At 58.0% G+C, this 24,864-nt stretch carries 21 protein-coding genes, 1 pseudogene and 1 riboswitch; of the genes and pseudogenes, 15 read left to right on the forward strand and 7 right to left on the reverse strand.

What is annotated here, in order from left to right:
* Positions 1–103: 103 nt before the first annotated feature.
* On the forward strand, positions 104–661 hold the full coding sequence (locus tag Q1A00_RS08535; RefSeq protein ID WP_298404712.1) for a helix-turn-helix domain-containing protein: 558 nt from the start codon (positions 104–106) through the stop codon (positions 659–661).
* A 24-nt stretch (positions 662–685) separates the two neighbouring features.
* On the opposite strand, the pseudogene Q1A00_RS18460 reads toward Q1A00_RS08535, so the two are convergent.
* The 4 genes and pseudogenes from Q1A00_RS18460 to thiM form a co-directional block, all read right to left on the reverse strand.
* Positions 686–1,463 (reverse strand): annotated as a pseudogene (locus Q1A00_RS18460) (SDR family oxidoreductase).
* A 145-nt stretch (positions 1,464–1,608) separates the two neighbouring features.
* Positions 1,609–2,412, reverse strand: a complete 804-nt coding sequence (thiD, locus tag Q1A00_RS08555) for a bifunctional hydroxymethylpyrimidine kinase/phosphomethylpyrimidine kinase (protein WP_298404710.1) — start codon at positions 2,410–2,412, stop codon at positions 1,609–1,611.
* Between the two features lie 2 nt (positions 2,413–2,414).
* Positions 2,415–3,077, reverse strand: a complete 663-nt coding sequence (thiE, locus tag Q1A00_RS08560; RefSeq protein ID WP_298489995.1) for a thiamine phosphate synthase — start codon at positions 3,075–3,077, stop codon at positions 2,415–2,417.
* 171 nt (positions 3,078–3,248) lie between these two features.
* Positions 3,249–4,082, reverse strand: a complete 834-nt coding sequence (thiM, locus tag Q1A00_RS08565) for a hydroxyethylthiazole kinase (protein WP_298404704.1) — start codon at positions 4,080–4,082, stop codon at positions 3,249–3,251.
* A gap of 104 nt (positions 4,083–4,186) precedes the next feature.
* Positions 4,187–4,307: riboswitch (TPP riboswitch) on the reverse strand.
* Positions 4,308–4,598: 291 nt separating this feature from the next.
* Between thiM and infC the strand changes: the two genes are divergently transcribed.
* From infC to rplT, 3 genes are all read left to right on the forward strand, one after another.
* On the forward strand, positions 4,599–5,327 hold the full coding sequence (gene infC / locus Q1A00_RS08570) for a translation initiation factor IF-3 (protein ID WP_298482409.1): 729 nt from the start codon (positions 4,599–4,601) through the stop codon (positions 5,325–5,327).
* 55 nt (positions 5,328–5,382) lie between these two features.
* Positions 5,383–5,589 carry a 50S ribosomal protein L35 gene (locus tag Q1A00_RS08575; protein WP_298404699.1) on the forward strand — a complete coding sequence of 69 codons (207 nt, stop codon included), beginning with the start codon at positions 5,383–5,385 and terminating at the stop codon, positions 5,587–5,589.
* Between the two features lie 165 nt (positions 5,590–5,754).
* The gene (gene rplT / locus Q1A00_RS08580; RefSeq protein WP_298404696.1) at positions 5,755–6,114 is read left to right on the forward strand and encodes a 50S ribosomal protein L20; all 360 of its coding nucleotides are present in this window, start codon (positions 5,755–5,757) and stop codon (positions 6,112–6,114) included.
* 252 nt (positions 6,115–6,366) lie between these two features.
* Here the strand turns inward: rplT and Q1A00_RS08585 are convergent, their stop codons facing one another.
* Positions 6,367–6,525, reverse strand: coding sequence for a hypothetical protein (locus Q1A00_RS08585; protein ID WP_298404693.1), 159 nt, complete (start codon positions 6,523–6,525; stop codon positions 6,367–6,369).
* A 628-nt stretch (positions 6,526–7,153) separates the two neighbouring features.
* On the opposite strand from Q1A00_RS08585, the gene Q1A00_RS08590 reads away from it, so the two are divergent.
* The 8 genes from Q1A00_RS08590 to aroQ all read left to right on the forward strand — a co-directional run bounded on the left by Q1A00_RS08590 (position 7,154) and on the right by aroQ (position 21,482).
* Positions 7,154–7,960 carry an RNA methyltransferase gene (locus Q1A00_RS08590; protein ID WP_298408181.1) on the forward strand — a complete coding sequence of 269 codons (807 nt, stop codon included), beginning with the start codon at positions 7,154–7,156 and terminating at the stop codon, positions 7,958–7,960.
* A 40-nt stretch (positions 7,961–8,000) separates the two neighbouring features.
* Positions 8,001–9,050, forward strand: coding sequence for a phenylalanine--tRNA ligase subunit alpha (gene pheS, locus Q1A00_RS08595; RefSeq protein ID WP_299756254.1), 1,050 nt, complete (start codon positions 8,001–8,003; stop codon positions 9,048–9,050).
* A gap of 3 nt (positions 9,051–9,053) precedes the next feature.
* Positions 9,054–9,926, forward strand: coding sequence for a hypothetical protein (locus tag Q1A00_RS08600; RefSeq protein ID WP_299645323.1), 873 nt, complete (start codon positions 9,054–9,056; stop codon positions 9,924–9,926).
* Positions 9,923–10,843: a DMT family transporter gene (locus Q1A00_RS08605; RefSeq protein ID WP_298408189.1), complete on the forward strand. Its 921-nt coding sequence runs from the start codon at positions 9,923–9,925 to the stop codon at positions 10,841–10,843. Before Q1A00_RS08600 ends, Q1A00_RS08605 begins: the two co-directional genes overlap by 4 nt.
* A 50-nt stretch (positions 10,844–10,893) precedes the next feature.
* Entirely contained in the window at positions 10,894–11,889 is a 996-nt protein-coding gene (locus Q1A00_RS08610) for a sugar phosphate isomerase/epimerase (RefSeq protein WP_299756258.1), read from the forward strand.
* Positions 11,890–12,034: 145 nt separating this feature from the next.
* Positions 12,035–15,823, forward strand: a complete 3,789-nt coding sequence (locus tag Q1A00_RS08615) for a right-handed parallel beta-helix repeat-containing protein (protein WP_299756261.1) — start codon at positions 12,035–12,037, stop codon at positions 15,821–15,823.
* A gap of 10 nt (positions 15,824–15,833) precedes the next feature.
* A complete protein-coding gene (locus Q1A00_RS08620) occupies positions 15,834–20,990 on the forward strand; it encodes an NEW3 domain-containing protein (protein ID WP_298482397.1) in 5,157 nt (1,718 codons plus the stop codon).
* Between the two features lie 36 nt (positions 20,991–21,026).
* Positions 21,027–21,482: a type II 3-dehydroquinate dehydratase gene (gene aroQ / locus Q1A00_RS08625; RefSeq protein ID WP_298482399.1), complete on the forward strand. Its 456-nt coding sequence runs from the start codon at positions 21,027–21,029 to the stop codon at positions 21,480–21,482.
* 55 nt (positions 21,483–21,537) lie between these two features.
* Here aroQ and Q1A00_RS08630 read toward each other — a convergent pair whose 3' ends face one another.
* Together Q1A00_RS08630 and Q1A00_RS08635 are read right to left on the reverse strand one after the other, a co-directional pair.
* Positions 21,538–22,542 carry an amidohydrolase family protein gene (locus Q1A00_RS08630; protein WP_298408204.1) on the reverse strand — a complete coding sequence of 335 codons (1,005 nt, stop codon included), beginning with the start codon at positions 22,540–22,542 and terminating at the stop codon, positions 21,538–21,540.
* Complete coding sequence (locus Q1A00_RS08635) at positions 22,539–22,931, reverse strand: metal-sulfur cluster assembly factor (RefSeq protein WP_298408206.1); 393 nt, start codon at positions 22,929–22,931, stop codon at positions 22,539–22,541. Before Q1A00_RS08635 ends, Q1A00_RS08630 begins: the two co-directional genes overlap by 4 nt.
* A gap of 459 nt (positions 22,932–23,390) precedes the next feature.
* Here Q1A00_RS08635 and Q1A00_RS08640 point away from each other — a divergent pair, with 459 nt between their 5' ends.
* The 3 genes from Q1A00_RS08640 (at position 23,391) to yidD (ending at position 24,835) form a co-directional block, all read left to right on the forward strand.
* Positions 23,391–23,900, forward strand: coding sequence for a MogA/MoaB family molybdenum cofactor biosynthesis protein (locus Q1A00_RS08640; RefSeq protein WP_298408209.1), 510 nt, complete (start codon positions 23,391–23,393; stop codon positions 23,898–23,900).
* Positions 23,901–23,979: 79 nt separating this feature from the next.
* Positions 23,980–24,618: a 4-vinyl reductase gene (locus Q1A00_RS08645; protein WP_066788492.1), complete on the forward strand. Its 639-nt coding sequence runs from the start codon at positions 23,980–23,982 to the stop codon at positions 24,616–24,618.
* A 4-nt stretch (positions 24,619–24,622) separates the two neighbouring features.
* The gene (gene yidD, locus Q1A00_RS08650) at positions 24,623–24,835 is read left to right on the forward strand and encodes a membrane protein insertion efficiency factor YidD (RefSeq protein ID WP_066788495.1); all 213 of its coding nucleotides are present in this window, start codon (positions 24,623–24,625) and stop codon (positions 24,833–24,835) included.
* Positions 24,836–24,864 lie beyond the last annotated feature (29 nt).

A 24,864-nucleotide genomic window follows, 5' to 3' on the forward strand; every position in this document is an offset into this window, starting at 1 on the left:
GCCTCGTCTAGAACAACCCTCGTCATCACCGATTGCTACCTGCGCCGAAAGAAGTGGTATAATCAACAAACGATCTCAGATTTGATGGCGTTAGGAGTCGACGATGATTCTGCACAAATTCGATGTTATTAACCATCCAGTACGGATGCGCATCTTCCAAACCTTGTACAGTGGCCCCTATTCGATTAACCAACTGAGCCGTTTACTGCCCGATGTGCCACGCCCATCGCTCTACCGCCACATTCACAAGATGCTCGACGCCGGAGTTATCAAAGTTGCCGCCACCCGGCATGTCAACGGGATTGAAGAGCGTTTCTTCGCTGCCATTGATGGACGCATTGATCCAGACATTGTCAAACAGCCAGAAGGCATTCAGAAACTAGCCGATCATATCAGCATCTATGGCGCAATTGTTGCGCAAGATCTCGCCCGCTATCTGATCGAATACGGCCAACCCAATCTCGAATCCATTGCGGCGCGTGATCATACCTTTTGGGCTACCGATGAAGAATTTCACCACCTTTGTGAAACGATCTACCAACTCCTCCACCAGTTCGAGCAGCATTCACCGACAGCAGGCCGCACATTGCGGCGACTGTTTGTGATGGGGCACCCACTGCTTAACAAGCAAACTGAGCATCCGGTTGACAGCGAGGTGTGAGCAGCGGCGTCGTTAGCACCACTGCTATTGCGCCAGCAAGCTCTTCATTTGGCGAAAGAGCAGGCGCCCAGCAAACTGCGGATTGAGCCGGTCGAGTCGATCCATCATTGTCGCATCATTGCCGACCAGCCCTCGAAACCGATTGCGCTCCATACCCTCGACGATGATCTGCGCTGCCCGCTCGACAGGCAATGGCGTGATGGCGGGTTGTTTATCGGTGCGCGGCAAACTGCTCACGCCTGAATTCGCCGTAATGTTGGTACTGACGGCGCCGGGAAAGACGACGGTCACCCGCACTTTGGTTGCCAGTAGTTCAGAATACAGTCCTTCAGTAAAGAGCTTCACCGCTGCTTTGGCTGCGCCGTAGATGGTTTGTCCCCTCACCGGCAAAAGACGCCCATACTCGAAACATGCACAATATGCGCTGCGGGCCGGGCTAGCAGGTGGAGCAAAAAGGCTTTAGTCATCCATACGGTGCCGTAGAAATTGACATTCATGATCCGTTCAATCGTCGCCTCATCAAGATCAGGCACGCGCACAAATGGCTGAACGATGCCGGCGTTGTTGATCAGACCATCGACTGCGCCGTGGGCAGCCACGACTTGCGCCGGCAAAGCAGATATGGCGGCGCGATCGGTAAGGTTCAGCTCGTGGGTTGAAAGCCGGCTGGCCTGCGCACCAATTGCATCGTCGCGCGCAACGACGCCGGATTCAGATCAACTGCCGCTAAACGCACCCCTTTCGCCAGTAAATGCAACATCAAAGCTCGCCCAATCCCGCTACCGCCGCCGCTCACGACCATGACTTTATTCTACACACGCATAGGTATTGTTCTTACTCTTCAAATACTTGTTGGCTTTCATCCGTGGTAAGGGTACCATACTGGTCAACTAAAAGAGCCGAGACAGCCAGTGTGGCCGCCTCGGCAGAATTACCCTTATCACCAGCTATAACGACGTTTGCTCATACCACGCAGCAAAATGATGCACCGGCCCGTGACCATGGCCCAAACCCGGCGCATGGCGCAAGGCCAAGGTAATATATTCCTTAGCCGCTTGAACGGCATCGGGTACGGCAAGCCCTTTCGCCAAGCCAGCCGCAATTGCCGATGCAAACGTACAACCAGTGCCATGCGTGTGGCGGGTTTCGATCCGGGGTGAGGTGAAATAGCGGTACTGCACCCCATCATAGAGCACATCAATGCTATCGCCTTGTAAATGGCCACCCTTGACCAACACCCAGCGCGGCCCCATACGATAGATCACTTGCGCCGCCTGCTCCATCTCAGCAACTGCCTCGATCGCCATGCCGGTCAAGGCACGCGCTTCAGGCAAGTTGGGAGTGACAATCGTCGCCAGCGGCAAGAGCAGCTCGATCAAGGCCGTCTGTGCCTCTGGGTGCAGAAGCGGATCGCCGCTCTTAGCGACCATCACCGGATCGATAACCAGCGCGGGCCACCGATAGGCGCGCGCTTTCTCAGCAACCACGGCGATGATTTCGGCATTAGCCAGCATCCCGGTCTTAACCGCATCTACGCCAATATCGCTGACCACCGAATCGATCTGCTGGCCAACAAACGCTGCCGGCAATTCAATCACACCTTGCACACCGATCGTATTCTGCGCCGTCACTGCGGTGAGGGCACTCATGCCATACACCCCTAGCGCAGCAAAGGTCTTGAGATCGGCCTGAATACCAGCTCCGCCACCCGAATCAGAGCCGGCAATCGTCAAACAGCGTGGCAGCGCCATAGTTACTCCTTTCTATGCGCATTGGCGCGAGCGGCAGCGACAAGCGCGCGCAACTGTCGCGCCGCCGTAGCTACATCCTCGGCAGCGACCACCGCCGACACGACGGCGATGCCTTGCGCGCCGGCGGCGATAGCATCGGCAGCATTCGTCGCATTGATCCCGCCAATCGCGACGACCGGTATCGGCACGTGCCGACAAATCTCACGTAGGCCATCCATCCCGATCGGCGGTGCAGCGTCGGGTTTGGTTGGGGTGGCCAACACCGGCCCCACCCCCAGATAATCAGCGCCGTCTTGCACTGCCTGCATTGCTTCGGCCAGATTAGCTGTCGAGACTCCCAAGATCTTGTCTGGGCCGATCAAGCGGCGGGCCAACGCCGCCGGCATATCGTTTTGGCCGACATGCACACCATCGGCATCAATCGCCAAAGCCACATCGAGCCGGTCATTGACGATCAACGGCACGCCGGCGCGTCGGGTCAGTTCGCGCAAGGCCTGCGCTTCGGCAATCATCTGGCGGGTAGCAGCCGCCTTTTCGCGATACTGCACCACCGTCGCACCGCCAGCAATGGCCGCTTCGATCACCGCCAGATGCGACCGGCCCCGCGACAAGCCAGCATCGGTGACGACGTAGAGGCTCCAGTCAATGTGAGTTTTTGTTTGCATAGATGAGACATTCGGTATAACAGGCGGCAATCAACCTGCCGCACACCATCATGCAATGAGTGCGAGCTGTTTGGAGTACGGCAGTCACCCTGCCGCACTCCATAACACACCGGATGACAGGCGGCAATCAACCTGCCGCATGCGCCATCGTGCGATGCGCCCAGCCACCCCCTACCGCGCCACTGCGATGCTCTGGTCATCGCTCAAGCTGGTCACTCGCACACCAGCGCGAATCTGTTCTGCCGACAGGTGGTATATCGCATCGTAGAAGGCCACCTTGAAACTGGCTGGGCCATGCGCTTGCGGGGCGGCCAGCTCAGCCGCCAGCCCAAAACAGGCCAAGCCAGCTGCGGCAGCCAGCACATAATCGCGTTCGACCGCCGTAAAGGCCGCGATTACGGTCGTCGCTGAACAACCAGTGCCGGTCAGCGTCTTCAGCCACTCGTGACCGTTATCGATCGCCAACACCCGGCTGCCATCGGTAACAATATCGCGCTTCCCAGTGACCGCTACCACCGTCTGATACTGTTGCGCCAGCGCCTGCGCCGCCGCCACCGGATCATCGGCCTCAACTACCGCCTCAACCCCTTTCACCACGCCACCCATGCCGGCCAGCGCGCCGATTTCACCTGAATTGCCGCGCACCACCGCGACCCGCAATTCCTCAAGCAAGCGGCGATTGCTCGCCGTGCGCAGCGAGGTTGCCCCGGCGCCAACCGGATCGAGCACGATCGGGATACCCAGCTCGTTCGCCCGCTTGCCGGCGATCAGCATGGCTTCGATCCAATCAGGCGACAACGTCCCCACATTTAGCACCAACGCACCGGCCATTGCCACCATCTCGGCCACCTCTTCACGGTCGTGCGCCATCACCGGCAACCCGCCGATATGGAGTGTCACATTAGCCGTGTCGTTCATCACTACGAAATTGGTGATGTGGTGAATCAGGGGGCGCTGCTGGCGCACCCGTTCCCGCAACTCTGCGATCTGTTCGTTCAAAGTCATCGTTGCCTCCTTGCGCCAGCAAACGGATGAGCGTCGCGCAGGGACAAAAAAACCGCCCTGCCGCGGCAGGACGGTGAGTTTACAATATACGCAGACCGTGCGTCGGACTGCGCACTGCCCTTCCCTCCGCTGGCATAACCCAGATCAGGTTCAGAGGGTCGGCACCGGTGGCAATAGCCAAAGGTGCCCTCTCAGCTCGGTTCTCCCAAGCTCCCCCGGCATGCAAATTGTTAGATCCATGATAGCATAGAACGGAAGGCGGCGCAATCAGGCCAGCTCATTTGCTATTATGGAAATGAAAGAAAGACGCTTTTAAGGGGCTATTCGTTTGACGATCCCTACACAGACTGGTATAATGCAGGCTTGATGTGAGCAGAGGTTCACGTCGATATCTTATTGTCGTCTGCATAAAAAGGTTCGCCTTAACGGTGACGCTCATCCCAGCAACCCGCTTCCGGCAGGCAGTCGTCACCGCTCGAAAGACGAAGGAGTTGCGCTATCAGAGACCGGTTTCGCATCAATAATCGCATTCGCGCCCGTGAAGTGCGCCTGATCGATGAAAACGGCACCCAAGTCGGCATCGTCCCCTTACGCGAGGCGCTAGCTATGGCCGAAGAGCGGGGGTACGATCTAGTCGAAGTCGCGCCCAATGCGGTTCCGCCGGTATGCCGCCTGCTCGATTATGGCAAATTCCGCTACGAGCAGAGCAAGAAAGAGCGGGAAGCACGCCGCAATCAGAAGCAGTCAGAATTGAAGCAGATCCGGCTGATGCCGAAAACCGACGATCACGATGTCGCCGTCAAGGCGAATCAGGCAAGGCGCTTTTTGCTGGCTGGCGATAAGGTGAAGTTTAACTTGCGCTTCCGCGGTCGCGAAATGGCCCACCCGGAAATCGGGCGCAAGATGCTCGATGAGATTGCTGAGCAACTGAGCGATATTGCCGTCATTGAGCAAAAGCCGCTGATGGAAGGGCGCGTCCTTTCGATGTTGTTGGCGCCAACAGCGAAGGTGCTGAAAGCGGCCCAGCAGGCGCAAAAGGCTGCCGCTCAGCGCCAAGCTGCTGCGAACGACCAGTCAGCCCAAGCGCCGGCCGCTCCTGTGGCTACGCCGGCGAACGAAGAAGAAGACCTCGTCGATGAGGATGAGATTGACGAAGACGATGATCTCATCGACGAGGACGAAGACTACGATGACGACGAAGACGAAGATTACGATGACGAGCAGGAACGCCGGCGACGGCGCTAAGTGATACGGAACTAGTCGGTGTTTGCCGACTCGATCGGGCACAAGGAGTAGTTCAATGCCAAAGATAAAAATGAAGACGCATAAGGGCGCGAAAAAGCGCTTTAAGGTGACTGCGTCTGGCAAGTTTTTGCAGCAGAGAGGGATTCGCGGCAACAAGCGCAACCGTCCGAGTCGATCACAGCGCGCGTGGGGCAAAGATCAGCCTACCTCGCCGGCTAATCGCCGCCTGTTGCAAGTCGCGCTGCCTTACGGTCTAGAGTAAGCAAGCAAGCGGCGGGTCACTCATACCTGTCGCGAACGGTGGCCCTGCGCTGCACGCAGGGCTTTTGCTGGCCTGTGACGTTACCGGTAATTTAAGGTATAGTGCGGATGAAGTTCAGGGTTCGGTTTGCCACCCCCTGACCGATCCGCCAAAAGGAGAATAACTATGGCTCGTGTTAAGCGTGGCACAATGGTGCGCAAGCGCCACAAGAAGCTGTTAAAGCAGGCGAAGGGCTATCGCGGCGCGCGTAGCCGCCACTATAAGGTTGCTCATGAAGCGGTGATGCATGCGCTCGCCGATGCGTACCGTGATCGCCGCCGTCGCAAGCGTGATTTCCGCCGGCTGTGGATTATGCGTATTAACGCGGCTGCTCGCCTCAACGGCACGACATACAGCCGCCTTATCAATGGCCTCAAGCAGGCGAATATTGTGATTGACCGCAAGATGCTGGCTGATCTGGCTGTCCGCGATCCGCAGGCCTTTGCCCGCATTGTGGCGCAGGCGCAGGCGGCTGCAACGGCGTAATTGCGCCAAGGCGCTTAGGGTTTGATAATTTGGCAGGTAGTAGGCTCTATGCTTGCTACCTGCTTGTCTGTCGTTTCGCTCATCGGTCAATACCCCTTTAGCCCCTCTCAACCTTCCCTCGCCAGAGGCGGAGTTTCTCCCTCCCCCTTCGGAGGAGGGCTGAGGCAGGGGCCATTCTCCCCATTCCCTACCCGTTAGTGCGTGCCACCTTGGGAGATGACGCCCCTCTTGCCGCTTCCTTTTTAGAGCCTGTTATGTACGTTCGACCGTAACGGGAATAAACCGCTTCCGTATGAGGATCGCACTGGCCAGCACATGCACTCCGGCGAACGCGCGCCATTCATGGACGAGTGCGGTACGCTGAGTAGAGACGGTGCAATGCACCGTCTCTACTGGGAGACGGTGAGCCACGGCGGCAGATCGGTGGGCAGCATGCGCGTTGGAGCGACGTTGCAATGCAACGTCGCTACGCCCGTGTGGACGCTCCAACGCCATCCATTCACAACCTCACGTAGCGAGTGGTCGCGCTGCGGGGCGTCTTCAGTCATGAAGGTCAGGTAGAGAGCGATGAAGGCTCACATCGCGTGGATAGGCTTGGTGTGTCAGGCTGAACGCATCCCACGTTTATCTCCGAAGTGCATAACAGGCTCTAGGGATAAGCAGAACATCTAATCTAATCGAGAATAACCGCTTACCGCTGCGCAGGGAACCCGGCCCTGAAGGGTCAGGCTACGGCTACGAAGCCCTCTACGCAGGCTGATGCCCCTCGCCCCGCCGCCCCCGCTCCCGCCGTCAGGGGGAGCGGGGGTATATTTTTTACCGTAGAGGGTGCTGAGAACACAAAGGATCCTCCCATCCCCTGCGCCTCTTCGCGGGCTCGGCGCCTTTACACTTACATCCTTTGCGTGCTTCGCGTGATTCGTACCTTGGCGTTTGCCTCCTTTGCGCCTTAGCTTGCTTCGCGCCTTCTCGTTCACTATCCGCTTCAGCGTATAATAAACTATAGCCTTTTGGTATGTTCGCATTTATGTGCTAACCCATGGTAATTACCAGCACCGCTAACCAACACGTCAAATGGCTGCGCGCACTAGCCGCCTCGGCCCGCGATCGGCGGCGCGAGCGCAGTTTCGTCATCGAAGGTGTGCGACTTGTGGCAGACGCTTTCGCCGCCGGAGCCGAACTGCGCCTTGCCCTCTATGCGCCTGAGCAACTGGCAGCCACTGCCGCTGGCGCAGCGTTACTCGCCCGCCTGCAAACAATGCCTCGTTGTTTCCCTGCCACTCCCGCCGTTGTGGCTGCCGCCGCCGATACCGAACACCCGCAAGGCGTGATTGCCGCCGTCGCATGGCCAGAATTGCCGCCCCGTCCCGGTATCCGGCTCGTGCTCGACGAGATCCAAGACCCCGGCAACGTCGGCACCTTGCTGCGATCGGCAGCGGCAGCCGGCGCGGGCCTTGTCATCTGCGCTCCCGGCACCGCTGATCCGTTTAGCCCTAAGGTAGCCCGTGCCGCTATGGGAGCGCATTTTATCGTACCGCTCCGCCTGTCGGGATGGGAAGAGATTGCAGCGGAACTTGGCAATGATCCAGTGTACGCCGCCGATAGCGCCGGCAGCCAACCGTACTATGCGGTTGATTGGCGCCAACCGGCGGCACTGATCATTGGCAACGAAGCGCGCGGCCTCAGCGCCGCTGCCCGCGCACTCGCCCGCCAGACCATCACCATTCCCATGGCCGGCCCGATCGAATCGCTCAATGCCGGCGTCGCTGGCAGTATTATCCTGTTTGAAGCCTTGCGCCAACGCAACGCCAATGCCTGCCTTTCCTCGGCGCGCAACAATGTATAATAGCAACAATGATCGCGTCTCTGGAACAAGATGGTGCCGCATGACTACACTGCTCGATGAATTGGCTGCGCTCGAACAAGAAGCCCTCAGCGCCCTCGAGTCAGTCACCGACTTAGCTGCCCTCGCCGAATGGAAGAGCCGCTTTATCGGCAAACAAGGCCGCCTCTCGCGCCTCAGCCGCGGCCTCGGCGCGTTGCCTGTCGAAGAACGGCCATTGGCTGGCCAGCGGGTGAATGCGTTGCGCGAACAGCTTGAAACCGCGTTCGCTACCGCGAAAGAACGGCTCGAAGCGCAGGCAATCGCCGCCGAGCTGACCGCTGACCGGATCGATGTCACTATGCCCGGACGCCAGCCTGCGGTCGGTTATATCCATCTCACCAACCAGATCTTGCGGCAGGTGCAGCAGATCTTCGCCGAGATGGGTTTTCAGGTTTGGGAAAGTCCTGAAGTTGAATACGATGCGTTCAACTTCAGCCTGCTCAACTTCCCCGATGACCATCCGGCCCGCGACATGCAAGACACGTTTTATGTCGAAATGCCGGCAGGCGCGCCATCGGTGCTCTTGCGCACCCACACCTCGCCCGGCCAAATCCACGCCATGCGGCGCAATGCGCCCAATCCGCTGCGGGTGCTGATTCCGGGCAAAGTCTACCGCAACGAGCAGGTGACGGTGCGTAGCGAGATGATGTTCCACCAGTTTGAGTTTTTGGCCGTCGGGCGCAACGTGACGATGGCCGATCTCAAAGGCACGCTGAGCTTCTTTGCCGAGCGGATGTTCGGGCCGGGCACGCAAGTGCGGCTGCGCCCCAGCTTCTTTCCCTTTACCGAACCGAGCGCCGAGATGGATGTAACCTGCTTCTTGTGCGGCGGCAAGGGCTGCCGGATTTGCAAGTACGCCGGTTGGCTTGAGATCGGCGGTTGCGGGATGGTGCATCCGAATGTACTGCGCAACGGTGGTTACGATCCGGCGAAATTCAGCGGCTTTGCCGGCGGCTTCGGCCCTGAACGGGTAGCGATGCTCAAGTACGGCATTGATGATATTCGCTGGTTCTATAGCGGCGACCAACGCTTCGTTGAGCAGTTTGGGTGAGCGATGCGCCGCGACGAACTTAACAAAGCCATTCACGATCTCTACCGCGCTGAACACGAGGCGCTCGGCGAGCGAGGCGGCTACGAGTTGCTCGATCGGGCCCGTCAGTGGGATCTCGCGCCCACCTTGGCTGCTGGCGGCGTGATTGTCTTTCCGCACGCTGGGGTAGCTGATTGCGGCCACCAGATCGCCGCCGCAGTGCATGCCTGCCTCGATAGCGGGGCCAATCGGGTGCTGGTGATCAGCGTCTTGCATGCTTGGAACGACGAGATGGAGCAGGCCCGCCAACGGGTTGCCGCCGGCGGATCGCCTGCCGCCGAACGGTATTGGGGCATTCAGGGGCCGGGTCTCGACCGCGGCACCGAATGGCAGCTTGACCACGCCCTCTACAGCTTCCGCTTCTTCTGGGAGCTAGAAACCCGCCGGCGCGGGATTCGCGGGCCACAGGTCATCGAGCGGTATCCGTATTTGGCCGGCGGTCACCCCGAGCTGCTGCCCGGCATTGACGAGCTAGTCGAACTGGCCCGCGATGCAGTGATCGTCTCGACCGCCGATCCCTTCCACCACGGCATCGGCTATGGTGATCCACCCGAACAAGCACTGGCCCCAGAGACCGGCGGGTTGGCATTAGCCCGCCGCACGATCGAGGAGGGCATCCGCTTGCTTGCCGCCGGTGACTACTGGGGTTACAACCAACACTGCGTGAGTGCCAAGAGCGATGCCCGCGACGCTGGGCAGGTCTTCCGCTTTTTACGCGGCCCCCTCCACGGAGAGATACTCGATCTGGTGGCCAGCGATGCCACCCAACTGTACCAGACGCCCCCGCCTACGTGGGTGGCCGCGCCGCTGGTACGCTGGACGAAAGTAACTGCATGAACCAGAATCGTTTGTGGCTGTACACCGTACTCTTCGCCGGTGTCTTGATCGCTTCCACAGCGTCAATTATGATCCGCTACGCGCAGGGCGCTGGCATGCCCTCGCTTAGCATTGCCGCCGGACGGCTAGGACTGGCGGCGCTGATCGTAACCCCGCTGGCCCTCAGCCGGGCCAGCGGCGAGATTCGCCGTCTGCGCCAGCGCGATGTGCTGTTCGGCATGGGAGCGGGCGTGTTTTTGGCAGTTCACTTTGCCAGTTGGATTAGCTCGCTCGAATACACCTCGGTAGCGAGCAGCGCCGCGCTGGTGTCAACCAATCCGCTCTGGGTGGGGATTGCTTCACTGTTCCTCTTCCGTGAACGGTTGCATTGGACAACGCTGCTCGGCATTGCCCTGACTCTGATCGGAACGATTGCGATCAGCGTGAGCGACAGCGCCAACCCGACCCAGAGCAACCCGCTGCTCGGCAATACGCTAGCGTTGACTGGCGCAGCTACAGCCAGCGCCTACTTGCTGATCGGGCGCGATCTGCGCCGACGGCTGTCGGTACTGGCGTACATCTGGCTGGTTTACACTAGCGCGGCGGTGGTGTTGGTCATCTGGGCCATCGTCACTGGCCAGCAATTCTTCGGCTTCCCGCCGTATGTCTACCTCTTAATCCTCGGCTTGGCCATCGGCCCGCAACTGCTCGGTCATACCGCCTTTAACTACGCGCTCAGCAGCTTATCAGCCACGTATGTTGCCGTAGCAATTCTAGGTGAACCGATCGGTTCAACCCTACTTGCCTTCATCCTCTTCGGCGAAACGCTAGCCCCATTGCAATTTGGCGGAATTGTCCTCTTGCTCGGCGGGATTGCTATTGCTTCGATTGCCGAACAACGCTCCCCTGCTAGTACAACTCAACAGGCGACCGGCTAGTCGCAATTGTAGTATAATAAAGGTCTACCAGATTGCACTGAGGTTTGGGCGTGTTGATCGGTCTATCCGTTTTAAGTTTTAGTTATCGCTGCGGCCTGATTGGCCGCGGCACCGCGCGCGCTGTCAGCCATCCGCTCGACGTTGAAGATATTGTGACGCTGGCTACGCGTGCTGGTTTGCAGAGCATTGAATTTCCGCTCAGCCTGTTGCCTGACCTATCGCCTGATCGGCTACATGCGCTGCGCGAACGGCTGAATCTGTGCGGTTTGACACCGGTCGCTGATAGCGAGATCGCGAATGTAGATCTCCTCCGCACCCACATCCCGGCAGCGACAATGGTAGGTGCGCGCGTACTGCGTGTCTTGATCAGTCCGGTACTTGAAGGCTACCGCCGTCCATTCACTGACAATTGGCCAGCCTATCTGGCCGATGTGACTGAACGGCTGCGCGCGGTCATCGAGCTGGCTGCCGAACACAATATCGTATTGGCGGTCGAGAACCACCAAGATGCCACCAGCGCCGATCTGGCCGCGATCTGCGCCGCGATTGACAGCCCGTACATCGGGGTCTGTTTTGATGCCGTCAACACGCTAGTGGTCGGTGAAACACCCTACGCCGCCGTCGAGCGACTTGGCCCGCTGATCCGCAATGTCCATTTGGCGGATTATGAAACCTACCCAACAACTCAAGGCTGGCGGCTCGTGCGCTGCGCCCTTGGCGAAGGCGATCTTGACATTCGCCGGTTGTTGGGCCAAATTGAAAAACACGCCCCTGACGTCGCCTGCCAGATCGAGCTGGTCAGTCACAGTGCCCGCCACGTGCGCATCCTCGACGATGACTGGTGGCAAGGCTACCCACCCTGCGACGTGCGCGAGGTGTTGCCAGTCTTGCGCCTCTTTGCCCAAACGATGCGCTTGCGCGATGACGATTGGCGCACGCCGTGGGAGCGCGGCGCCAGCGAAGAGCAGATTAGTTTGTACGAAGACCAACAATACGCTGCTTCGATTGCGTACCTGCGCACAATCGGCATCTTGCCCAAGCTGTAAAGATAGGACTAAATTCCTGTCTGGTTGCCTCTTCAGCCAGCTTATACACCGTGTTACAATCAGAACCAATGGTGAAGAGAACGTTTCTACACGGAGCTAATCCGCTCCTCTTGCTGCGCGCCGTTCGATGGCGCAAGGAGTTCGCATGCATGCGCGCAGATATTGGCAGTTAGTCATTCTTGCCGTTTTTGTCAGCAGTATTCTAATCTGGCCGCGCTTAAGCTTTGGGCAGGCCGGGGTTGATGAATTCTTCGTTGACACACTGGCCGACAATCCCGTCACTGACATTAACAGCCATTGTACTGATGATCTGGTCAATACCAATTGCAGCCTGCGCCAAGCAATTGCCAAAGCAAATGGCACCCCCGGCACGAACCGGATTACTATCAACTTCGATCTCGTAACAGAGGGTTCAGTCGCGAGCGCCCCCTACATCATCACTTTAAGTGAACGGCTGCCGCCGATCACGCGCGCGAATGTCACGATCAGCGCCAATGTACTAGCCGGTGCGCCGCAGGTGGCCATCAACGCCAACGGCGCTGACGCTGGCCTCGTGTTGAATGGCGGCGGCGCAATTATCGAGGGCCTAGCAATTTATGGCGTGAGCAGCGACGTGGGTAGCTACCGCGGCAGCGGTATTTATATCAGTAGCGCCAATAATATCGTGCGCAATTGTTATCTTGGGTTGCAACTCGATGGCACGACACCGACAGAAGCTATCCGCAACCGCAACGGAGTGATGCTGATCGGCACTAACGCGCACGGTAATCAGATCGGTGAATCCTCAGCCCCTAACACTATCGCCGGCAATATTGCCAACGGGATCGTCATCATCAACGCTTCACGGAACACAATACGAGCGAACCGGATCGGCGTGCTCTTCACCACTGCCACTACCATACGGCCCAACGGCGGTTATGGTATCCAAATTCTGAGTGATACGACCAGCGATCCAAACGGACGCGCTGAGTTAAATGTGATCGGCGGCGCAACCAATGCAGAACGCAATATGATCGGTGCCAACGGTCTCAGCGGAATCTTCATTAGCGGTTCGCAAACCTACACCACAACGATCAGCAGCAACTTGATCGGGATCAATCTCGACAGCGAAGCAGCCTTCGGCAATGGCGGCGACGGCATCCGGATCGAAGACGGAGTGCAAGCGACGGTGATCGGCAGTTCTAGTGCCACTTTCCCGTTGGTGATCAGCGGCAATAGCGGATATGGCATTCACGTGCGGAGCGGCGGCGGCGCAGCGCCAGCTAACACCATGATTAATGGCTATACCGTCATTGGTTTGAGCCGTGTCTCTACTAGCCCGCGGCCAAACGGCCAAGGCGGAATCCGGATCAGCGAGAGCGCCGGTAATGTTGCTATCGGTAGTGCCACGGCTGATGTACGCATTGGCAGCAATGGCGGGCCGGGGATCTGGGTTGGCGGCGGCGTGAGCAGCGTTACGATCACGAACGCTTTTGTTGCGGCGCTCCCTACTGGCACAGCGACCTTCCCCAACAGCGGCGGCGTTGAGTTCAACGGCACGGCGCAGGTGACGATGACCAATTCGAGAATTGCCGCCAATACCGGCTACGATGTCCGGCTGCGCAACGTTGGCAGCGCGACCCTCGATGGTAACATCATTGGCCTTAGCGCCGATGGCCGCACGGCGCTCAGCAGTGCCGACGCCGGCATTGCTGTGATCGATAGCCAAAATGTCACGATCGGCAGCACGAACGGCAATATCATCGCTGCTGCCAATGGCCCCGGGATTGATATTAGCGGCACAAACAGCTTGAGCATTACCGTGCGCGCTAATACCCTAGGATTGCGCCGCGACGCGACCGGCGATGCGTATAGCGTTGCCGCAGCCAACGCTGGCCCAGCGATCCGCGTCATCGAGGCCTCACAAGTCACTATTGCCAACAATACGATTGGCGGCAACGGCAGCACCGCCGGGATTGAGCTAAGCAATGCCCAGTCGATCGCGATCCAGCAGAATCAGATTGGCTGGGTAGCCGATCCGGCTGGCGGCCCCGATCCACTGGCCCGTCCTGCCGGAGTCGGTATTGCGCTGACAAACGTAACAACCGCCACCCTGAGCGGTAATCTGGTGTGGCTAAACGCGGCTAATGGAATCCGCTTCACGAACGTTACCACTGCAACGCTGAGCGGTAATCAGATACGCGCGAACGCTGACGATGGCATACACTTAACCGATGTTCGCAATGTGACGATCAACGATGGCAATGTGATCGAGCAAAATAGCGGCGATGGTATTCAAGTCGGCGGCAGTAGCCTCGGCGTGGTCATCAACAGCAACCGGTTGCGCGCTAATGGCGGCTACGCCGTGCTGGTCACTGATACGGCGCGCCGGGTGACGATTAGCCAAAATCAGATGGCGGCTAACGCCCTCGGCGGGATTGAGCTGGCCAACGCGACGTTGTACAGCGGAACGCCGCCTGATCCGGATCAAAACCTTACGCTCCCGAACCACAGCATCGATCCGCCGTTTAATTTCCAAGTCTTCCAAGATGGGCTGGTGAGCGGCAATGTCTTTGCCAGTACTGCCGAACGCGAAGAGGATCTCGATCCGGTATCAGCCTGCAGCGGCTGCACAATTCATATTTATGGCGATGATACGAGTCTAGCGACGCCTGATGGGCAGGGTTGGCAACCACTAACTAGCGCGAGCGCCAACGGCACCGGCGTCTTTAATGCCACGCTCAGCACCCCACCCCAGAACTACCGCCAACTGCTCTTTACTGCAACCGATCTGTTCGGCAATACCTCGGTGTTCCGTGTCTTTACACCTACAATCGATCTACGCCTCATCCCCGTTGATCCCATCGAACAGAGCGCTGCACCCAGCAGCAGTGTCACGTACCGGCTGCGGTTGGAAAACCATGGCACACTTGGCATCAATCGAATCCGCTTCACGGCCACCGGCACGCTGAGCGGCTGGACGGCGACCGTTGCGCCGAGCGAACGTTTCACGCTGTTGCCCGGCGCGAGCCAATTGCTGACCGTTACGCTGACCCTTCCTACCGGAAGCCATCCATCTGTGCAGGTGCCAATTACGGATACTACCACCGTCTCGTTGACGGGGCCGGTGCTTAATCCGATCACCCAAACTCTGCGCACTGCGGTTGAAGCCTTGCCGGTACTCGTGACCAATCCGGCCAATGGCGCCGCAACCGTTTTGCCGGCTGACACCTACATCTACCGCCACCAGATCACCAATAATGGCAATGTGACCGTGCCGGTTGATGTGAGCGCCACCACTGCCGACCTGATCGGTCTCGACACGTACAACACGACGGTGCTGACACCAACGGTAACATTAGCGCCGGGAGTCAGTGCCGAAATTGCCGTACAGATCACCGTGCCAGCCGGTGCGCAGACGACCGACGCGAGCGGTAATCCGGTACGGGCTACGACCGTTATCACCGCGACGCCGCGTGGCTTTAGCACACAGGCGATTACAATGACGAACATCACCAGCGTTGGCTTACGCCACGCCGCCGAATTGCGCAGCAATCAAGAGCAGGATGTGCAGGCTGGGCGTGAAGTCGTGTTCCTGCATACGCTGCGCAACACAAGCAACGGACGGGCGACCTTCCAGCTCAATTTCGCTGCCAGTCGTGGCAGTACCTTAATCGCGTTTGAGTCAGCCACCAGCGGTGTTTCTATTGTTGATAACAAGGTAACGCTGGATAATACTACGGGTAGCGGGAGGATCAACCAAATTGTGCTACGAGTAAGGGTACGGATCAGTGAGTTCATATTACCCGGCACGAGCGAGACGCTACGCATCTGGGCCTCGATCCCCGGTTCGACCGAACCGCTCAGCGGCGCCGAGGTGCAAGATGTAGCCATTGTGCGCGATTCGTCAGGCGTACAAGTCCCGGCGGTCTGGATACCGCTTGTGACCCGCTAGGAGCGGCGCTATGCACCGTCATTTGCACCTTGCCCTCCTCATCATTCTGATTGTGAGCCTGCTGCCGACAACCAAACCGGCACTGGCTGCTTCATTCGTCGTTAATTCACTGGCCGACACGGACGATGGCGCTTGCACGTCTAACCCGGGTGGTTGTACGCTGCGCGAGGCGATCAATGTGGCGAATAGCAATGGTGTGCCTGACACCATCACCTTTAGCGTCAGCGGAACGATTTATGTACAAAACACCGGACTGCCGCCACTCACCGAAGGCAATACCACGATTGACGGCGGGAATGGGCATAGCGTTATTATTAGCGGTGAACAATTGACCGCAAGTACATCCCTTATTCCGGCCCATGGCTTGGTCATCGCTTCCAACAACAATGTGATTCGCGGACTGGTGATTATTCGCTTTAGCCGTGGTACCTCTCTTGTCTCGGCGGGCGGATCGGGCATTTATGTGCGGAATAATGCTCAAAATAACCTCATTGCCAACAACTGGATCGGTCACCTCAACGGCTCACCGGAGCCAAACACCGGTTACGGTATTCTGCTTAATGATGGTGCGAGCAACAACCGGATCGGTACCGGCGATCCGGCGGATCGCAATGTGATCAGCGGCAACGAGATTGCTGATATTGGTGTTGTCAATGTGTCGAGCAATACAGTACTCAGCGGTAATCAGATTCTTGGTAACTACATTGGTACCACCATCAGCGGTGATGCTCGCTTAGATGTTACCCCCTCATCGGGCAATCTCGGCGGCATTTCACTCGAAAGCTATGCACGTGACACGCTGATCAGCGGTAATCTGATCGGCGGTTATACCGGACCCAATGCCGCCGGTATCACGCTGTTAAGTAACGCTACGACTGCCGATGCCCCTTCTATTCCTCGAAACAATCGGATTGTCGGCAACTGGATCGGCGTCAATGCAACCGGAACGGTTATCGCAAACCGAATCGGTATTTTGATTGCTGGTGGCGCAACGTATGGTGCCATTAATACCGAAATTGGCGAACCAATTGATCCGGTGGGCGGACGCAACTATATCGGCGGCAATACTAACGGCGGGATAGTGATTGAAGACACGCAATTCGCTACCGGCCCGACGGTGATCGTCGGCAACTATATCGGCGTTGCCCTCGATCCGAGTGGCAACCCGTTTCCAGTAGGCAATGGCACGATCAATCAAACAACTGGTGGTGAAGGTATTTTCGTTGGGCGCAATAGTGTAGGCGTCACCATTGGGCCGGGCAACGTGATTGCCGGCGCACGTACCAATGCCATTCGCATTCGCTCAGGAAATACTGTGGTACGCGGCAACTATCTTGGTGTTGATCCGACCGGCACGCAAACATCCAAGACTACCATTAACCAAACCACCGTCGGCTACGGTACTGGTGATGCGAGTGTGTGGATCGAAAATGGCAGTAATTCACTGATCGGTGGACCTAACCCCGCCGATCGCAATGTGATCGCTGCTGGTGATTTTGCTACAACCGGATCAGGCGCTGCTGTTCTTATCCAGCCATGCGCAACATGCACCGCCAACAGTAACACCGTGCAGGGCAACTATCTTGGCGTTCGCGCTGATGGTAGCGATAAACTTGCTAGCTCGGTCGTGGCTGATAGTCGAGGTATACGGATTAGTAACGCAAGTAATACGACCGTGCGCGATAACCTGATCGGCGGGGTTGATGTCGGTATCAATCTAGCTAACAATGCGAGCAATAATCTTATCATCGGCAACCGCATTGGGGTACGCGCTTCGAGTAGTGAAACACCAGCTAGCGGTACGACCACTCGGAAAGATGGCATTCTGCTCAACAGTGGCAGCAATAATCGGATTGAAAATAACCTGATCGCTTTCGCCGGCCAAAGCAATACTTCCGCCTTCAACGCCACCCACGGTATTACTGTCAATAGCGGCAATAATCAACTGGTTGGCAATCGGCTGGTGCGCAATGGACGACTTGGCATTGGTCATGGCATCTTCGTCGCCGCTAATATCTCTGGCGTGTTACTCTCGCGCAACACAACCCAAAACAACGACGGTGACGGGATTAGCCTTGGCAGCAACGCTAATGGTAGTCTCACCGCACCAAGCTTTAATCCAATTACTGCTGGTTCGCCAATTGTTACCGGCACGACCGGCTGCGGTGCAAATTGTGTGGTGGAAATCTTTACTGCCAGTGCGAGCGTGACCGACCGTGATCGCGAAGGGCCGGTCTTCTTGACCAGTGTCACCACCACTGCCGGCGGGAACTTCAGCGCCAACATAACCGGTTGTCTGGGATTCATCACGGCGACCGTCCACAATCCTACCACCGGCAATAGCTCGCCTTTCTCAAACGCGCTCGATGTCAATGCCACCGACGCTTGCGCCACGCCAACCGCAACGCTCACCGTTACCGGCGGTACCAGCCGTTCGGTCAGCCTTGGTAGCACAGCCACCTATACCCTAACTTTGAGCCATACCGCCTCGGTGACGCGCACTTATAGCCTGACACTCGATAGCAATCGCGGCTGGACGAGTGGGCCGGCCTTAGTAGAGGTGCCGCCGGTTGGTAGCACACAGATTGTCATTGGCGTGGCGGTGCCGCTCACTGCTAGCCCCGGAGACACCGACACCACTACGGTGACGGCTCGTAGCGATCAGACGGTCTCAAATAGCGTGACCTTGACCACCGCTGCGCAAGCGGTGACGATCATTCCGGCCCAGCCGGTCGTCTCACCCGGCCAAGTTATCGAGCGCACCGGTAACACTATTACCTTTACCCATACCATCACCAATACCGGCCAACTCACCGGTAATCTGAGCATTATCCGGCCTGACGGCAGCAGCGGCTTGCCGATCTTCAGCGGCACGCCGCCAGCGGGTTGGAACATCACTTCGGCGACGTTCGGCAGCACGACGCTGGCCGCCGGCGCGAGCACGACCCTCACCATTGTGGTGAATACGCCCTCTAGTAGCTCATTACTCGCTGGCGACTACCCGTTCTCGTTCCGCGTGCGCGCGACCAGTCAGCAGGGCACACAAGTCTTTAGCGAGCAGAGCGATCCGGCCACTACTGATACCGTGCGCGTGCCGGTGGTGCGCAGCTTCGAGTTTACTGCTCTTGCCCCAACCACCCGCCAATTGACACCGGCCAGCTCGGTTGAATTCAGCTATGTGTTGACCAATACTGGCAACTTCACTGATACCTTTATTATCACCCCGCCAAGCAACACGACGCCTGCCTCTAGCCTGACGTTTGCCGCAATTCCGGCCACTAGCTTCACCCTTGCCGCCGGGCAAGCGCGCCCAATCACCCTCACCGTTACCGCTGGCGCCAGCGAGCCGGTCGGCTTCTACAACTTTATCGTCCAAGCCAGTGTCAACGGCGGCACTAACCCGCCGGCCAACCAGACCGCTACCGGCACGGCACAAGTCATCGGCGGCGGTACACCGGTCTTTGTGGGTAGCCCGCTGGTAGCGCCCAACCCAGTTGATCCCGGCGCGACGGCCACCATCACTGTCACCGTGCGTAACGGCGGCAACGCACCGGCGCCGTTTGATTTCGAGCAACCCTTGCCTGCCGGCTGGAACCTTGTGGGCAGTAGCACCACATGCCCCTCGCCAGTACCGGCTGATGGCAGTACCTGCACCTATGCCCTGCAAGTAAGTGTGCCGGCAACTGCTGATGGCGGCGATACGCCGGTCGAAATACGCGCGATTGCCCGCAATGGCGGCCAAACCCCGCCTGCGCCTGACAGCACGGCTAGTACGACCGCCACGGTGACGGTGACGACGATCCGCAATCTGAGCTTCGCGCCCACCCCGCTCAATGTCAATGCTGATCCGGGGGCGATCGTCACCTTTACGCATACCTTAACCAACACCGGCAACGCACCCGATCGGTTCACCCTTAGCCTCAGTGGATTGCCCAGCGGTTGGACGGCAACAACCGATCCAGTAACGACTCCGGTCCTCGCCCGTAACACTACCATCACTGTAACGGTGCAGATTACGGTTCCGACCGGCATCGCCGCTGGCACGATAGCAACAGCTACCACCCGCGCTACATCGCAAGGCAACCCGGCGGTCAGCGCCGAGGTGGTTGATAGCGTTACGGTAAACAGTATTGACGGGGCTGAGCTCTCGGCAGGCACAACTGCTAACAGCGTACCGGGGGGAACGGTCGTCTTTACGCATACCCTGCGCAACAACGGCTCATCAACGATCGCTTATGACTTGATCGCGCGCAGCGCCGATCCAAGCTGGCCAACCCCTCCTATCACACCAGCGACCACTGCCGTCTTGGCACCGGGCAGTACAACCGTGGTCACGGTGACAGTAACTATCCCAGCTAGCAGCCCGCCCGGCACGAGTAACTCGATCACGGTGGAAGTGCGGGCTACCGGTGGCGCATTATTGTTAGCCAGTGCCGAGAATATCGTCCAAGTCGGCGCGCTGCGCGACGTATTGCTCGAACCGGCGCGGAACGTGATTGCATTGCCGAACGCTACGACGGTCATCACCCACACAGTACGGAATATCGGCTTTAGCGCCGACACCTACACCATCACCGCTATCCAAGGCGATGGACATGACGTGCGTGTCTTCCCCAATGAAGTCAATCTTGGCCCCGGCGAGAGCCGCGAAATCACCGTGCTGCTGAATCTGCCGGGCGGGCTAGCTGCCGGCCTCAACCTAAGCAGCATCCGGGTTACTGCTACTTCGCAGACCGATACTAACGTAAAAAGCACCATCTTTAATAGTGTGCGGATTGGATTGGTTACCGGCGTCTTGCTGAGCAGCGACCAACTGCGCGGCATTCCGGCGGCAACAAACCAGATGACTTTTAGCAGGATTGTGCTGGAAAACCTTGGCAACGACACCGACACCTTTGATCTCACTGTCAGCGGATTAGATAGCAAGTTCGGCGTCACAATCACGCCAAACGCCGTGACGCTCAACAGCGGCGCGAGCGATGTTGGGATCAACGTCACAGTCAATCTACCAACGATCCAACCATTTGCATTGCGCCACGATTTGATCTTGACGGCCACCTCGCGGCGCGACCCAAGCCAACGCAGTAGTATCCGGCTCTCGATGATCTATCTCTATCGGGCAGACATCTTTGGCGAAACGGTCTTTATTCCGGTTGTTAGCCGGTAATAACGGCAGCACGCTGCCGCCAAAAGAGCAATGACGATGCCACCAACCATCTTAGTCATTCACGGCCCCAACCTCAACATGCTGGGCCGGCGCGAACCGCAGATCTACGGCACCACGACCCTAGCCGACATTGACGCCGCGCTCTTGGCGCGCGGCTCAGCAGCCGGCGTTAACGTGATTTGCATTCAATCCAATCACGAAGGGGAGCTGGTCGATGCCATTCAGACGCACGGCTGGAATGCGCTCGGCATCATTATCAATCCGGGGGCGCTGACCCATTATGGTCTCTCGTTGCGTGATGCGTTAGCAATGCTCTCAGCGCCGATCATTGAAGTCCACCTATCAAATGTCTACCAACGCGAAGCCTTCCGCCACACCTCGGTGATCGCGCCGATTGCGCGCGGCCAGATCACCGGCCTCGGCTGGCGCGGCTACCTGCTGGCGCTGGAATGGCTGTTAGCCGAACGATGGCCGGAAAATGGGGCAACTTAGGGGTAAATGGCAAAGCGCAAAGAGCAATGGCAGCTCTTTGCGCCTGCAACCCACGCTACGCCGCCAAGCCGAGGCTACGCTTCTTCGCTTCAACATCGATCCCATGCAGGCGAGCCAGATTCAGGCCCAGAATCTTCTGCTTCGCCTCTTTAGTCAACTGACCGCAACCGTACCCCTGCACAATATCCTCTGGCAGCTCAAACTCCCAGAATGCCTTGAGTGCACCACGCGGATGCCAGATCGGTGTTTCGCCACCGTAGATAATCTTGTCTTCACCACACCAGAACAGCAGCTTAGCCATCGTTTCGGCAAAGACACGCGGCGAACGAACGACAAAGTTGACGGTTGCAGCAATTGAAGCGTAGAGATTGGGATAGCGCACCAACTGCCAGCAAATCTCATCAATAAAGGGTAGACCGACGTGGAAAATGATAAAGTTGATCTCAGGGAAATTGGCCGCCGCGCCGTCCATGTCCCATGCCTGCGTATGCTCAATCGGCTGCGGACCGAGCGGCACCCCCTTATGAACACCGATAATATTGACGCCTAACTCAAGCGCCTTTTCAAAGACAGGAAACGCCACGCGCGGATCGTCCATCCGCCATGGGAATGGCTGACCATAATCGTAGCGTACATTGTAGAGCTTGAACCCACGGGCGCCATACTCTTTGACCTGAATCTCCATCAGATCGAGTGCCTTCTTACCCTCAAGTGGATTGACCGACCCCCAAAAGATCGCCCGATCAGGATACCGGCGAGCCATCTCAGCACAACGCTCCCACGGCGAAAGGCCATCTTTGAACAGATCGGTGAGGGGTAGAGGCTGCGCGACGATCATATCAGTCGGACTCTCATCGAAGACCATGCGCGCAATCTCATCGACGTGCCATTCGCGCATATACTCTTCGCGGCTGAGCGTCTTCTCGCCGGGGGCGTTGAGCACTTGGTGGAAGGCATACAGATGCTCAATAAACATCTCGCCGGGCTTACCAAAAGCATTCGACTTGTCGAAATTAAACACGTGACAGACACCGTCAAACACAAATGCATCGTCAATCATTGCGCACCCTCCTTCCGCGCATGCTGCATCCGTGCCTCACGCAGCGGCAATAGCTGCTCGAGCGGCAAGCGCAAGCGCTCACGCGCCAATGCCGACATCCGTTCGGGCGACCATGGCGTATTCCACGTAATATTGACCTGCACCTGTTCGACACCGGGCAGCGTCTTCACCTCCTCTTCCATCATCTGCAAGAGATGCAACGCGAATGGACACCAACCGGTGGTCAAGATAATGTCGATATCGACCTGCGTCCCTGCAATGCGCACCTGCTCGACAAGCCCCATGTCCACGACGCTCACCTGCCGCTCTTTGCAACACGGGTCATAGCATCGTTGCAACACGGCCATCACGTCATCGTAAGCGACTCCAACCGTTGTGGAAGCTGTCATTGACACCTCCTCGTGACCGACACTAACACACTATCTTAGTTCTGCGGACACGCCGGAGAACGGTGAAGAGAGGATGCGCTGCGCCGCGACTGTAATTGCGTGGAAATTGAGATCTATTACGAATATATCACATATCTAAATTGAATACAAGCCGCTAAAGGAGCGTAGATCGCCACGTATCCGACACGATAAGAAACGGTAGAGGCAGGTGCGACACCCGCCCGACCGCCTCCGATACAAGCGGGACAGGGTTAACACCCACCCGACCGCCTGCAATACAGTCAGGACGGGCATGACCCCGCCCAGCCGTTTGGTATTTGACCGACGGGGAACAGCCGGGGTAGGTGTGACACCTATCCTTAGAGTCTCGACACCATTCGACAATCGCAAGATCATTGGACACAACCGGCCAAATTATGGTAGGATACAGCAGATCTATAAACGGCAAGGAACCGTACTATGGGACATCAAGAACACCGTCAGGCAGCGGCGATGCAGACGGCATCAATTCCATGCGCGGTACTGACGATAAGCGACAGCCGCACCGAAGCGACCGACGAGAGCGGTCGCTCCATCTGTACGGCACTGACGCAAGCTGGTCACAATGTGGTACAATATGCCGTGGTGCGAGATGAGCCGGCGCAAATCGTCGAGATGGTGCGTCGTTTTGCCGCTGAAGGGTGCAAAGTGATTATCACCAATGGCGGCACCGGTATCGCCCGGCGCGATAGTACCTTCGAAGCGATTGACACCTTGCTGGAAAAACGGTTGCCCGGTTTTGGCGAACTGTTTCGCATGTTGTCATTTGCCGAGATTGGGCCAGCAGCGATGCTTTCGCGCGCAACCGCCGGCGTCTTTGGCAGAACGCTCATCTTCTGCCTGCCCGGTTCGCCTAACGCGGTTCAGCTCGGGATGAACCGCCTCATCTTGCCCGAATTGGCGCATCTGGTCTGGGAAACTGTGCGCTAATCGCCATTTTCTGTTATAGTATGAGCGTTATCGCAAAGAGCCGTTCTCTTCGTAGCTGTGAGAAGGAGCCAGAGAACCCATGACGTCAGTAGAAGCCTTCCGCGGCCTGTACTATCCTAATAAGATCGGCCGACTCTGCTTCCTGTCGCTGGAGGAAGTCATGGGTCAGAACGGCGTGAAGGCCCTGCTCCGGCTTGCCGATCTGCAACAGTACATCGACGCCTACCCGCCGAACGACCTCAAGCGCGAATTTCCCTTCGAAGCCATTTCGAAGTATTCGGTGGCGCTCGGCACGATGTACGGGCCGCGTGGAGCGCGCGGCCTCGAGTTGCGCGCCGGGCGTGTCGCCTTCTCGCTTGGTCTGAAGGAGTTCGGTCCGCTGCTTGGTATGGCTGATCTGGCATTAAAACTCATGCCGATCACCATGAAACTCAAGATCGTACTGAACGCCACCGCCCAAACATTTGACCGCTTCTCCGACCAGTCGAGCCATGTCGAGGAAGAGCGCGGACGGTTCGTGTACCACATCACCCGCTGCTCGAACTGTATCACGCGCCCTGAGCCGGGCCCGGTGTTTTACATTGCCCGCGGCATTCTCGAAGAGGCCACCGCATGGGTGAGCGGTGGCCGCCGCTTCTCGGTTGAGCAGATCTCATGCATGGGGCAGGGTAATTGCTCGTCGTGCGCCTTTGCCATCGGGAAGGATCCGCTAGAGTAAGCGTATGCTGCGCTGGCTGCTCTTAAAACTGATTCGTTTCTATCAGGTCGCGATCTCGCCGTGGACGCCGCCGAGCTGTATCTATACCCCCACCTGCTCGCACTACGGCTATGAAGCGATTAAGAAGCACGGCGCACTCCGCGGCGGTTGGCTGACGATCAAACGGATCGCACGCTGCCATCCCTTCGCCCGCGGCGGTTACGATCCAGTGCCATAACGTAGTGCTGAGCGCCACAATGTACGCGG

Origin of the sequence: uncultured Chloroflexus sp. (assembly GCF_938091255.1) — a bacterium.
Classification (GTDB): Bacteria; Chloroflexota; Chloroflexia; order Chloroflexales; family Chloroflexaceae; genus Chloroflexus.